At 51.9% G+C, this 13,252-nt stretch carries 12 protein-coding genes; 1 reads left to right on the top strand and 11 read right to left on the bottom strand.

Features of this window, described 5'->3' with window-relative positions:
- Nucleotides 1-61: 61 nt before the first annotated feature.
- Nucleotides 62-700 (bottom strand): ThuA domain-containing protein, encoded by a 639-nt coding sequence (locus JOE49_RS03840; RefSeq protein ID WP_023990782.1) that lies wholly within the window; start codon nt 698-700, stop codon nt 62-64.
- Nucleotides 701-1,128: 428 nt separating this feature from the next.
- Here JOE49_RS03840 and JOE49_RS03845 point away from each other — a divergent pair, with 428 nt between their 5' ends.
- Nucleotides 1,129-1,578: an AbrB/MazE/SpoVT family DNA-binding domain-containing protein gene (locus tag JOE49_RS03845; protein ID WP_071558108.1), complete on the top strand. Its 450-nt coding sequence runs from the start codon at nt 1,129-1,131 to the stop codon at nt 1,576-1,578.
- A 135-nt stretch (nt 1,579-1,713) separates the two neighbouring features.
- Here JOE49_RS03845 and JOE49_RS03850 read toward each other — a convergent pair whose 3' ends face one another.
- From JOE49_RS03850 to cobJ, 10 genes are all read right to left on the bottom strand, one after another.
- On the bottom strand, nt 1,714-3,171 hold the full coding sequence (locus tag JOE49_RS03850; protein ID WP_209940588.1) for a cobyrinic acid a,c-diamide synthase CobB: 1,458 nt from the start codon (nt 3,169-3,171) through the stop codon (nt 1,714-1,716).
- The gene (locus JOE49_RS03855; protein WP_209940589.1) at nt 3,164-4,252 is read right to left on the bottom strand and encodes a cobalt-precorrin 5A hydrolase; all 1,089 of its coding nucleotides are present in this window, start codon (nt 4,250-4,252) and stop codon (nt 3,164-3,166) included. Before JOE49_RS03855 ends, JOE49_RS03850 begins: the two co-directional genes overlap by 8 nt.
- On the bottom strand, nt 4,245-5,039 hold the full coding sequence (gene cobM / locus JOE49_RS03860) for a precorrin-4 C(11)-methyltransferase (protein WP_209940590.1): 795 nt from the start codon (nt 5,037-5,039) through the stop codon (nt 4,245-4,247). The genes JOE49_RS03855 and cobM overlap by 8 nt, the downstream gene beginning before the upstream one ends.
- Nucleotides 5,036-5,752 (bottom strand): precorrin-2 C(20)-methyltransferase, encoded by a 717-nt coding sequence (gene cobI / locus JOE49_RS03865; RefSeq protein WP_209940591.1) that lies wholly within the window; start codon nt 5,750-5,752, stop codon nt 5,036-5,038. The genes cobM and cobI overlap by 4 nt, the downstream gene beginning before the upstream one ends.
- Nucleotides 5,753-5,783: 31 nt before the next feature.
- On the bottom strand, nt 5,784-7,040 hold the full coding sequence (cbiE, locus tag JOE49_RS03870; RefSeq protein WP_209940592.1) for a precorrin-6y C5,15-methyltransferase (decarboxylating) subunit CbiE: 1,257 nt from the start codon (nt 7,038-7,040) through the stop codon (nt 5,784-5,786).
- Nucleotides 7,033-8,178 carry a cobalt-precorrin-5B (C(1))-methyltransferase gene (locus JOE49_RS03875; RefSeq protein ID WP_209940593.1) on the bottom strand — a complete coding sequence of 382 codons (1,146 nt, stop codon included), beginning with the start codon at nt 8,176-8,178 and terminating at the stop codon, nt 7,033-7,035. Before JOE49_RS03875 ends, cbiE begins: the two co-directional genes overlap by 8 nt.
- A gap of 74 nt (nt 8,179-8,252) precedes the next feature.
- Nucleotides 8,253-8,897, bottom strand: a complete 645-nt coding sequence (locus JOE49_RS03880; RefSeq protein ID WP_013312413.1) for a precorrin-8X methylmutase — start codon at nt 8,895-8,897, stop codon at nt 8,253-8,255.
- 366 nt (nt 8,898-9,263) lie between these two features.
- Nucleotides 9,264-10,043, bottom strand: coding sequence for a precorrin-6A reductase (gene cobK / locus JOE49_RS03885; RefSeq protein WP_209940594.1), 780 nt, complete (start codon nt 10,041-10,043; stop codon nt 9,264-9,266).
- On the bottom strand, nt 10,040-11,107 hold the full coding sequence (locus tag JOE49_RS03890) for a sirohydrochlorin chelatase (protein ID WP_209940595.1): 1,068 nt from the start codon (nt 11,105-11,107) through the stop codon (nt 10,040-10,042). The genes cobK and JOE49_RS03890 overlap by 4 nt, the downstream gene beginning before the upstream one ends.
- Nucleotides 11,108-11,198: 91 nt before the next feature.
- A complete protein-coding gene (gene cobJ, locus JOE49_RS03895; RefSeq protein ID WP_209940596.1) occupies nt 11,199-12,965 on the bottom strand; it encodes a precorrin-3B C(17)-methyltransferase in 1,767 nt (588 codons plus the stop codon).
- Between the last annotated feature and the right edge of the window lie 287 nt (nt 12,966-13,252).

The raw sequence follows: 13,252 nt of genomic DNA on the forward strand, positions 1-13,252 counted from the left end.
GAAAAGGGGAGCCGCATAAAGCTCGCAGCTCCCCTTCCTCAATGAATGGAATGATCTATGTTTAACCTGGAAAGCGTCCAGCCCACTTGGCAGCCTGAAGCAACAGCTTGCGGTATCCCTCGTGCTGGAAGCTTGGCTGATTATGTCCAGGCATCAAATAGACGACCCGACCCAAGCCATAGGACAGTGACCATGCCGCCGGCCACCACTCGCCCTCGTGTTCATATTCCATCAGTAGTGTTTTTTCAGTGAATGGATCAAAGTCAAAACGATACGGTTCCTCTTGGATCTCAAACGGCTCGATTCCTTCCATAATCGGATGATCCGGCGCCGTTACTTTGAAGGAAAGTGGTCCGGCAGCCGGATGCCGCAAGAAACGCGCCCCCATTAATTGTGCAATCTCATACCGTCCTTGCAATGTGATTCCGTTATGCAGCACAAGCAATCCACCCCCGCCGCTAACATAGGACAGCAATCCTGCTGTTTGTTGAGGAGACAGGACCTCCTTGCGGCTATCACAGTACGAGATACATAGATCGAATGGGGTTAGATTTTCCTTGAGCAGCATTTTACGATTCTCACTGCATTGTACGGTCATCCAATCCTGTAAAATATGGCTAATCTCTTCGTCCACCCCTTGCAGCGGGTGAAACTCCGGATACGAATAATCTCCTAACAACAATGCTTTTCTTTTTTCCATGATAAATCCTCCTTGCCTGACTTGTATATAAGGACTTTAAAGGCGGGACCCGTGTCATTTATTCTTGTTTGTGGGGTCAAAACGCTCAGAAAATTCCGTTTGGCCCTCATCCATTTCCCATAACACCGCCATCATTGTCCGAGCTACGGCATATATAAATAATTCTACAGACGGCCTATTAAATCCTTTAGCAGAAGATTATAGCATATATGTTCGCTCGGGATAAACTTATTCAAAATTTATAAATCTGAACGATGGCGATTCGGCCTGTTTATGGTATACTCGTAAGAAAAAAAGTGCGTCCATGCTTGATTAACAATAAAGGGCCGCTTTTTGTAAGAATTTATGCTTGCGGTTATAGAATTGATAAGAATTGCCTCAAACCTTATACATTCTATAAATCTTAAAAAACCGGGGAGGTTGCATGAATGAAAAGGACTGGAATGACCCGGCCCTTGGACAGCTTGGGGCGAATTGTGCTACCTAAAGAGTTGCGCATGACGATGGAGATTGACATCGGCGATCCATTAGAGTTTTTTATTGAAGACCAGACACTCATGCTCCGTAAGTACAAATCAACCAACTGTATTTTTTGCGGTGCGGTTGATACCAACACCTACTTTAAAGATCAGTTTATCTGCGATGAATGTGCAGCCTCGATGAAAACGGAAGATTTACTTCCGGTCACAGCGACTGAAACCCATTCATCCCCACTTAAGCAAAATATGCATATGAAAAAAATTTATCAGCGCACGGACGTTATTTTGGAGAAAATGAGAGAGCTTATGGAAGAACATCCAGCATCTTCACAAAAACAACTCGCCTCCATGCTTGGTGTGAGTCAGGGAAGGATTTCCCAACTGAAAAAGCTCATGTAAGCGAATCACCAAAAAAGTAATGTATACGCTTCCAGACTATGTAAGGTTTAAGTCTATTGATATTTAGAAAAGCCGGCCCCTTTAGGGGAATCGGCTTTTTTTCGTTTCTATGAAGTAGTGGACTCGGTTGCAAAACTATTGACCGTAAGCCCGGCATTGTTCCACCCAGCGTGTTGCCGCTTTGGGAAGAGAAGCGAGATGAACATGCGTGTAGGCTGCCAAAAGGTTCCCTTTCGCATAGCCCTCGCTCTGGAGACCACGCATCCCCTTGGTTTGATAGGCATAGGAGTAGGGGGCGGATGATTCATCATAGTGCATGACAGAATAATGAAATTCATGTCCCCGAATTGTCTCTCCAGCCTCCAGCAGCAAGCAATCCTGCAAAGCGGTTGCTTCCCGGTATCCCAGTGCGGCCCGTTTCTCTTGCATGCGGACGTCCGACGGAATAACCCCGGCCATGTGATGGACATTACCCATACGATCCGTAAGTGTCCGTGCCAGTACCATATAACCGCCGCATTCGGCGAATACTGGCATATCCCGGCTCACCGCGTTGCGGATATCTTCCAAAAAGCCTGTATTTGCAGCGATATCTGCGGCAAACTCTTCGGGGAAACCGCCGCCCAGATATAGGCCGCTTGCCTGCTCAGGTACGCGTTCTCCCGCCAGAGGACTGAAATAGACAATCTCCGCTCCCGCCTGACGTAGCAAATCCATATTTTCCGGGTAGTAAAAATTGAAAGCCGCGTCTCTGGCGACGGCGATGACGGGACGTTCCCCGGTATCAGCTTCATGCCCTACTGATGGAAGCCAATCCGGGGAAAATAATGGGTGATCAGGCGGGCTGGGCGGCGGAGCCGAATCTGCCAATGCCCGCAGTGCATCCAGATCCGTACCCGCGCGGATCAGCTCTGCCGCCCGTTGGAAAAGCGGCTCCAGCTCGCCGCGTTCCACAGCAGGTACTAATCCCAGATGACGCTCGGGAATATCCAGCCCGTCATCACGCTTTAACCAGCCGAGCACGGGGATGCCGCACTCCTGCTCAATCGCCTTTTTGACGATGCCATAGTGCCCTTGGCTACCGCAGCGATTCACAATTACGCCCACAATGCGCAGCTTGGGCTCCAAGCGCTGAAAGCCGAGCACAATAGCGGCGGCGCTTCGTGCCATACTGCGCACGTCGACCACCAGCAATACAGGGCTGTCCGTCAGCATGGCGATCTCAGCGGTCGAGCCGGTGTTGCTGAGCGGGTCCTTGCCGTCATACAGCCCCATGACGCCTTCAATCACGGAAATATCCGCGCCTTCAGAAGCACGGATAAAGATTTCACGCACCGTATCTGGTGAGGTCATCCAAGAATCCAGATTACGGGAAGAAGACCCGGTCGCGGCAGTATGATAGGTCGGATCAATATAATCCGGTCCGCACTTAAAACCCTGCACTCGCAGGCCGCTATCGGCGAAAGCCTTCATCAGCCCGAGTGTAACAGTTGTTTTGCCTGCACCGCTGCCTGTGCCAGCAACAACAATACGGCTTCTGCGCGTAGCGGCAGATGGATCAGACTGTACAGCCTGCTTCATGACGTCAGTCATAGGAAACCCGCGCTACAGACAACGTCATATTGCCGCTTTTTTTCTTCTCCAGCAGCCAATGGTCTGCACCTGAAGACAACAGGGCTGATGGTTCACTGACCCCATATGCACCAGTGTATTTGAAGACGGTTTCCGATGGATTGGGAAGCTGCACCGTATTCAGCTCTGACGGAGTATATGTCACCAGCTCCCAACCGTATTTGGCGCAAAGGGCAAGTAAGCCCTCTTCGTCCTTTTTCAGATCAATGGTGGCAATATTCCGTACGCTTTTCACGGACAAACGTAGCTCTTGCAAGGTGTCCAGCACACCCGCCTCCAGCTCCTCTAATGCAGTCCCACGGTTGCAGCCGATGCCAAGCACCAAGCTTTTCGGACGGTACAGCACGCCATTAGAAAGAAGCTGCTCCTCTTCCTGCGGCTCCAATAAACGGTCACTCACGACCAACGCGGCGTTAAATGGTTCTTGTAATGCTTCTGCCGTCGAAGCATATACCTTGATATGTCCAGGTACAGGCTTGTCATAACGCCACCAGTTCCGTTCGCCTGTCTCTTGTATGAGCGCAACAGGCTCCTCGTTCACAACAGCGGCGCTCACAGGAGTGGCCTTGTCGAAGCTATCGACCACCCAACCCAATTCCCGACCAAACATGTCCACCGGAATCGTGCCCTGCACGTCTGATGCGGTCGTGATTACAGCACGTGCGCCTAATACAGCCGCTACATGGCGGGTCAATTCATTGGCGCCACCTAAATGGCCAGACAATACGCTAATGACATGCTCGCCGCGATCATCAATGACAACTACCGCTGGATCTACCTTTTTATCCACCAAAATTGGTGCAATCATACGAACTACTGCACCGAGAGAAATAAACAAAATAATACCGTTATATTGTTTAAATAAATCCGGCAAAATCAGCTTGACCGAGCCTTCGAACAACTGAATGCCACGCTCCTGCTCGTCGCCACGCTCAAACTTGGACATGTAATACACATCCGTGCCCGGAAAGCTGTCTCCCAAATTGCGGACCATTTCCACTCCATGCTTCGTGATCGCCACAGCGGCAAATGGATTACTCACCGGGCTTCACTCCCTTCCGGTAGCCATGGGTGAACGACTTGTCGTACAGCTTGGAACGATGCGCGTCCTTGTCCACCAGCTCCGGGTCCAGCGCCCAGCCTGCCAAAATCATGGCATGCATCGTAATACCTGCTGCACGCAGATCAGCTGGCAATTCGGCAAGCGTCGTGCGTACGATCTTTTGATCCGGCCAGGTCGCTCGCTGTACAACCGCTACAGGCGTGTCCTCGCTCCAGCCTGCCGCCAGAAACTCAACAACTACCTTCTTCGCCAGCGTTGCGCTGAGGAATAAGGCCACTGTGCAGTGATGGGAAGCCAAATCACGCAGCTTTTCCCGATCTGGTACAGGTGTACGGCCTTCGGCACGCGTCAGAATGACGGTCTGCGTCAGGTCAGGCACAGTTAGCTCTGCACCCAACACGGCCGCAGAAGCAAAGACCGAGCTGACGCCCGGCACGATTTCGTATGCTACTCCGCGCTGCTTCAGCAACACCATCTGCTCCAAAATGGCACCGTACACTGCCGGATCGCCTGTATGTACGCGAGCTACACTGCGTCCAGCCTGCACAGCCTCGCTCATGATCTCGACCTGCCGCTCCAGGTCCATGCCTGAGCTTTGCAGTACCTGCGCCTCTGGTTTGGCCGTGGCAATCAACTCGTCGTTCACGAGTGAATCCGTGTACAATACCACATCGGCCGTGCGTAGAATCCGGGAGCCTTTGACAGTAATCAACTCCGGGTCGCCGGGACCTGCTCCTACAATATATACTTTGGGCTCCAACGTCATTTGCTCACCACCATTAAACTCAAATATTCAAGTTCCTGTCCGCGCAGCTCACGTGCGTTGCGCCATACCATTTCATAAGGAGAAGTGACCTTGGTAATGACAGAAGCACGGTCCCCAAGATGGAGTTCATCCAGCACATCCAAAATCAAATCCAGCACCTTGGCAACCTTGATAAACACGACCGTATCGTGATTCTCAATCGCCCGCTTCATCGCTTCCCGATCATCCGTAGCCGGAATTATACCGACCTGCTGATCTCCGTCTGCCAAAGGCAATTCCAGCGCTGCCGCCGCTCCCAACACAGACGAAATGCCCGGAATAGATACAATCGGCACCTCTGGATGGAGATCCTTCATGAGCCGTGCCAAATGAATAAAGGTACTGTACAGATTAGGGTCTCCCTCTGTGACAAAGGCTACATCCTTGCCTTGACTCAGTGCCTCCCAGCAAGCAACCACCGTTTTGTTCCATTCACGCTCCAGTACAACCGGGTCCTTGGTCATTGGAAAAATGAGTCCCAGCATCTCCTTTTCCTCCGGGTTGACGTACAACTCCACGATCTCGTGAGCATACGACTTACCTCCCCGGCGTTTCTTCGGATAAGCCACAACTGCACATTCCTGAATCATGCGATACGCCTTGACTGTAATCAGCTCGGGATCACCCGGCCCCACACCTACGCCGTAAAGTGTTCCTGTTGCCGTCGTATTCATGCTGTCTCTCTCCCCCTCTTGAATTACCAGCTTACTCCCCTGCTACTTCATCAGCCACGTCCACCACCGGCTGTCCTGTAATAACATATATCGGATTGAGTCCATCAAAACGAGTCATATTCAAAATCGGCTTGCTACGCGCTGTTTGCAGTAACGTCACCGAAGTTTCGAGACCTGCTGCTTGCATCGCCTTCATACCGTCATGCAGCGTCTCAATCGTTGCAGCATTCACTACAATTCGTCCATCCTTACGCAGACGGGAAGCACACAGACGAATCAGCTCAGCCAATTCTCCCCCGCTCCCACCGATAAACACCGCATCCGGGTCTGGCAGATCTTCCAATCCGGCAGGCGCTTTGGCATGAATGACCGGGAAATCGGTGCGGAATTTGATTTTGTTTGCTTCCACATTAGCGAGATCGCCTTCATTCTTCTCAATGGCAAATACTTGTCCATACCTGGCCAGCCGCGCACATTCCACCGCTACAGAGCCGGAGCCTGCGCCGATATCCCATACGATGCTTCGTTCGGTCAGACGCAGCTCGGACAAGCTGAATACGCGTACTTCACGCTTCGTGATCAGCCCTTTTTCCGGCTTGCGCTGGTGAAATTCCGCATCCTCGAAGCCAAATCCCCGACGAATTGCAGGCACGTCTTCTCCCTTACGGCGGCGTAAAATAACCACATTCAATGGTTGGAACGTTCTCTGCGCCATCTCTTCCAGCGTATAATGCCGATACGCCTCATCCGGTCCGCCCAAATGCTCGCCGACAAAGGCATCATATTCCGTCATACCATAATGCAGCAAATAGGCAGCGACTGTGGCGGGATGATTTCGGTCATCCGTCAGCAGCGCGACCTTGTTCTGTCCGTCGATCCGCTGCGCCAATCCGGTCATCGGACGGCCGTGTACGCTTTCCAGCACCGCATCCTGCCAGCTTTCACCGAGACGCGCAAACGCCAGCTGAACCGAGCTGAGATGCGGCAAAATATCCAGATGTTCAGCCCCCAGCTTGGCAGACAAATAACCTGCAATTCCAAAAAAAAGCGGATCGCCTGACGCAAGCACGACAATATCCTTGTCATTGCGCAACCGTCCCAATTCTTCTACCACGGCAGATAAGCCGCTCTTTAATGTTCGTTTTTCCCCTGCGAATGCCTTGAAAAAGGCTAGCTGGCGTTCTCCACCAACCAGCAGGTCGGCACGCTCAATGTGCTCCAGCGTCTCCTGCGACAGACCTGCCGCTCCATTTTCACCGATACCAATGACACGAATCACTCTACTCACCGACTCTCGCCCTCCCCAGCACGTTCCCTTTCATCGTTACCAGTACCATTTCCACGACAATTCCACCACCTGCATGGTCCAGACAATGCTGACATCCATAGGTACACAGCTTTTCAAAAAAGCTCAGCGCATTCGCTTCCGTCATCATATCTGCCACCTGCGTAGCTGTATTCGCCTCTGCCACTGCCGCTGCAAGCGACTCGTCCACACCTGCTTCACGCGCGACCTCAGCCAAAAAGCCAAAGTCCACCGGTGCGCTCTTGGAGTGAACCATCATGACACCTTGAGCTACCTTCGACAGCTTGCCGGGCATACCGACGAGAATAATCTTTTTCATTCCCAGCCGTTTCCCGTGCTTAATGGCAAAGCCGACAAAATCCCCCATCTGAATAAAGGCCTCTTCCGTCAGCTGATCGTACATTTGCATGGCATATTTTTCACTGCTGCCACCTGTGGTCAGGACTATTTCCTGGCAGTTCATCGCTTGCGCAACCGATATGGCCTGCACGACACTGGCTTTATAAGCTGACGTGGAAAACGGAACGACCACTCCACGCGTACCTAGTATGGAAATACCGCCAAGAATGCCAAGTCGCCCGTTCAACGTTTTCTTGGCAATTTCTTCACCGTCCGGTACGCTGATGACGACACGGACACCTTTGGCCGATCCGTGCTCTTCAAGCACGCCTGTCACAGCCTCCGTAATCATCCGGCGCGGCACCGGATTAATCGCTGCTTCCCCGACAGGCACAGGCAGACCGGGCTTCGTTACCCGCCCCACGCCGATGCCACCGTCCAACTCAATGCCCAGCTCCTCGCGCCAGCTAACAGAGGCGCTAATTCTCGCCTGATGCGTGGCATCTGGGTCATCGCCACCGTCCTTGATCGTCGTGCAGGAAGCTTCGTCCGCGTCCCACACAGGCTCAATCAGCTCAAACGCATGATCAAAGCCCGCGGGCAGCGATATCACTGCTTCCTTCGGCGGAATGCCCGTGATGAGCAGTTGTACCGCTCCTTTGGCCACTGCAGCCGCACAAGCTCCAGTCGTAAAGCCTGACCGCATCGGCTTGTCCGGTGCGGGAGCTTCACCGCTTTTCATCCGTTTGGGCCTGTCGACGGACGCCGCTTCCTTTTCCATGCCAATTCCTCCTTAACCTCTTCTGCTGATCATGTTCCAATTCATTTCATGATACAGCAAACGGACAACCGCATCTAGCGGACAGCCATTAAGGAGATCGCATTCAATGCTGCTACGACAATTGTACTGCCGCCCTTGCGTCCAATATTCGTAATGAACGGAATATCCAGCTTGCGCAGCTCGTCCTTGGATTCTGCCGCCGAGACGAAGCCTACGGGCATGCCAATTACCAGTCCGGGCTTAGCCGCTCCTTCTTTCACCAGACGAATTAACTCCAACAACGCTGTCGGTGCATTACCAATGGCATAGATACCGCCTTCGCCCGCCTGAATCGCTTTGCGCATCGAAATAATGGCGCGTGTCGTATTCAGCCTTTTCGCTTCTTCCATGACGTCAGGGTCAGATATGTACACATGCACATCCCCACCAAATTGACGGATACGATCCTTGCTCAGCCCCGCTTGAATCATTTGCACATCCGCCACTACCTGCTGCCCTGCGCGAATAGCTGCAACCCCGGCTTCAATCGCTTTTGGATGAAACACCATGCTCCGGCCCAGCTCAAAATCAGCAGATGCATGAATGACACGCTGTACAACGGGATATTGCTCTGCTGTAAAAGGATGCTCTCCCAGTTCTTCTGTGATCATCTCGAAGCTTTTGCCTTCAATCTCCTGCGGCTGTACCGTTAGCGGTTTGAAATCTGTTTTAAAATCCATCGTATCGACCACTCCCTTATGGAAAATTAGAAAATTAAATTAGCTTAGAACATTAAAGTTACCTATTGTTCCACTACGCAGTCGGATGGTGCTTCCCATCGCCACCGCCCCCGGATTCCTTGAATAAAACCTATGATCAGCGTAGAAATCCGGGGACAAAAGCGACCGCTACGCTTGTACAGCACCATTCCGACTACTCCGTTTTATGTTCATTTTTCAAGTTCGTCTTATATAGGGAAAATAACATTCATGTTAAGGAGTTACAAACACCTCTACACAAAAACTGCACATTTTAAGATGACTATATTTTAAATACATGCCAGAAGTCGTTCCAGATTGACTGGACTCGCAGGGGCAAGACTCAACTCAAATTGAAGTTTTCTCTTTGTCTATACGCAATGCGTCGATGACTCCTTCGAATTGATCAAATACTGTGCCAAATTCCACTTCCGGCCTGGAAATCAAAAGTACGTGAATCCCCAGCTCCAATGCAGATTGAACCTTTTCATCCACTGCTCCCGTGCGTCCGCTTTCCTTGGTGACCATCACGGTCGTGCCATAGTGCTTGTACAATGCTTCATTCATCTCGCGGGAAAAGGGTCCCTGCATGGCAATAATATTCTTTTGCTCCATGCCCAGTTCGCTGCATTTCTCCATATTGTCCAAGCGCGGCAGCATGCGTGCAACCAGACGAATCTCCGGGTCTCCGAGTAAATGCTTGGTGAACGTGCCGAGCGTCTTACTGCCTGTCGTAAGCATTACAGAGCCTTTGAGTTGCTTCGCTTCTAATGCGGCCTCTTCATAGGAAGACACGATGTGGAGCAACGGATGATTGTCATACACCAGTCCCGCCCGCTCGTAGCGAATATAAGGAACTCCAGATACGCGAGCGGCTGTCATCGCATTCGCATGTGCTTCTTCTGCAAAAGGATGACTGGCATCAACGACGGCCAGTATTCCCTGCTCCCGAATCATTGCAGCCATTTCATCGGCTGTCATTCGTCCTGTACGTACGTCTAGTCCCACTTCGGACAAGCTGGCTGCCGCGCTTTCGGTTACGACCGAGGTCAATACGTTGAAGCCATTGTCACGGATTTGCAGCGCCAATTCCCGAGCGTCGCTCGTTCCGCATAGCATGAATATCATGAGCCCTTCACCTGCCCGCTTCCGTTCACTACAGATGGCGTATGTGAATGCTCGTGATGGTGATCATGGTCATCATGGCTGTGAGCATGGACATGCTCATGAGTGTGATCGTGGCTGTGTGTATGGTGATCATGATGATCGTGCTCATGTGCATGATGATGATGTTCATGGTCGTGCTCATGCTCATGATGGTGATCGTGGTCATGATCGTGGTGATGATGGTGGTGCTCCTGCGCCTCCAGACGGAACTGGCAGTTATCACAATTGGCCGTAACCTTGCCAAACAAGCCTTCCTTAGCTCGCTCCAGCACCAGTTCAATCAATTGGGGATGGAAACCAAAATATCCGCCCATCTCCACTTGTAATGCAGGGTGAGCCTCGGCAAATTCCTGGGTCATTTCTCCGATGCGCTTAATCAGCACACCCGTGAACAGAAAATAGGGAAGCACAATAATCTTTTTGGCCCCTAATCGTACACAACGCTCCAATCCATCGGGAAAAGAAGGCTGCGTCACACCGATAAAGCTGCTCTCTACCCACGTATAAGAAAGCTGCTCCCACAGCATACGGGTGATTTTGAAAAAGTCACTGTTCGCATCTGGATCGCTACTTCCGCGTCCTAATACAAGTACCGCCGTTTCTTCGTCGGATACCTCGGCAAATGCCTCTACAGCGCTATTCATTCCCGCTGGAATTGCAACCGGACGGGCCTCTTTCAAGCGGCTTTGCAGAATGCTGACGATTTTCTCGTGAACACCAATCGGACGTCCATATACAAATTCCACCTGCGGATACTTTACTTTTGCCCGGTCAATAGCCATCGGAATATCAATTTTGGCATGTACCGCTGCGAACAAGATAATCGGAATAAGAACGACACGCGTCGCCCCTTTCTCCACACATGTTTGCATCCCTTCAGCAATGCTGGGACGTGCCAACTCCAAGAAACAGGTTTCCACGCACATATCCGGTACCCGGTCTGCCACTGCCTGTGCAAATTCTAGCAGTTCCTGGTTCCCCTCCGGGTCCCGACTTCCATGTCCAACCAACAATATTGCATCCACTGCTGTTTTTTCCTCCTCTTTATAGGGATAACCTGCATGACGCCCTATTTTATATATATGCTTGTATCCAGTTCATCAGGCCTTCATTCCATTAATCACCACAAACCGCATTCACTTCTACCGTTGCTGGTGTATCTTCATGCCGGAAACCCGCAACGACCCCTACACGTTTAAAAAATTTATGAAAACGCTCATTCGGATGCCCTTTTTCCTTATATTCAGCAATGACGTTCTCCACGATATCAGTAATCTGATCACCCGGAATTCCTTCCGCTACAGGCTGAGCGGCATGAGCATTGCGACCGAATTTTTTGCCACCGAGGAAGAGGTCGTATCCTCCCTTGCGATAGACGATTCCGATATCCTCCAGCACCGCTCCATAGCAGGCCATACCGCATCCGTTCAAAGCAATACTCGTTTCCTTGGGTGCCTGTAATCCGCCAAGTACAACCTGTAGATGCTCAGCCACAGGCACAGCGTCATCCTTCTCCATATTGCAGAAGTCGCACGCCTTCACCTTAAACACATCGCCAATCGGCATGACAATGAATCGTTCATCCCGCAGCCGTCCGACCAGTTCCTCGGGGTCTGCACACGGCACGCGCAGCACGATCTGATGATCTGGCGTGTATTCCAGCTCGCCGTCATCACCCGCTACCTCGGCGAGCAGCGCCATCTGACGAGCGGTGAACTTCTTGTTTCCCACACCCGGGGAAACGCCCACCTCAAACAGCGCAGGCTTGCCAAAGCCGCCTGTCGCCATTCCAGCCGTAGCCCCCGCTCCGGCCACCGCTAACGTTCCGGCGGTGCTCTCGGCGGTAGGCACTTGCCCGCTCCAGCGAGCGTTGGCTTCGCCAGGCAGCTTGCCGCCGACAGCGAGACGGCTTAGTGCCTCTGCTGCCAGCGATGCCGGGGCTGCGCCGGTTTGCACAGCAGTCGTTGCCTGCGTCGCAACCGCAGCGCCGCTCGCGGAGGGTCCAGCGGGCGTAGTCGGGGCTGCGCCTGCTTGCAGTGTATCCTCTTGTGCTCCCAGCGACCACGGCTCCGCTTCCGTGCGGAGACGCTGATGCGGCTTGAGTGCCTGCTCGGTCGCATCTAATGTGTATTTGCGCTGATATCCGCGCGGAGTCACGATCAAGCCGTCATACACCGTCGTCGAGGAATTGCCGATGATTACAGTCGTCAGCATCCCAATGTCATGGTTCAGCATATCTTCCAGCGTCGTTACAATAACTTGCTGACGTTCACGATAAGCACTTTTCACCAACCCGACTGGAGTTTGCGGATCGCGGTAACGCAGCAAAATGGACTGCGTCTCCACAATCTGGCGGGTACGCCGACCACTGCGCGGGTTGTATAATGCAATTACAAAATCGGCCGAAGCAGCTGCTTCTACGCGCTTCACAATCGTTTCCCATGGGGTCAGATGATCACTCAGACTGATCGTGCACGCATCATGCATAACTGGCGCCCCCAACAGTGATGCACAGGACTGAATAGCCGAGATCCCCGGTACGACTTCTACCTCAACCCCGTCCTCGCGTCGCCAGCCTTTTTGCATCAGTACCTCATACACCAGCCCTGCCATACCATAGACTCCCGCATCTCCACTGGAAATGACAGCTACCTTCTTGCCCATCTCTGCTTGGCGAACCGCCTCCTGCGCACGGCTCACTTCCTCTGTCATTCCTGTGCGTACAATCTCCTGTCCGTTCAACAACGGACGGATCAAATCAACGTAGGTATTGTAGCCGATAATGACCTCACTTTCGGCCAGCGCATCCAGCGCCCGTTTTGTGATATGTTCCATATCTCCTGGTCCAAATCCAATCACCAGCAATTTTCCTAATGGGCTCATCGTGCTCCTCCTATTCATCCTTTTCAGGGCAGCTATGCTATCTATTTCAATGATTTATGCACATCGTGTAACTCAAAAAACCCCATCCTGCCCGGATGGGGTTTCTATGTACGCATCTCTCATCAGACGAACAAACAGCGTAAGAAGACACTATTTGTCTTCCTCCAGCCTGCCGTTGTTTTCCATCTGACTGTTTACGTTTCAAACGCTGCTGCACGTTCATATCCACGCAAACCTCTAGCCAACATGGAAAAAGCAACGTGTGCCTGATTTCCTGATTTCGTACA

It is taken from the genome of Paenibacillus sp. PvR133, assembly GCF_017833155.1.
Lineage (GTDB): Bacteria > Bacillota > Bacilli > Paenibacillales > Paenibacillaceae > Paenibacillus > Paenibacillus polymyxa_B.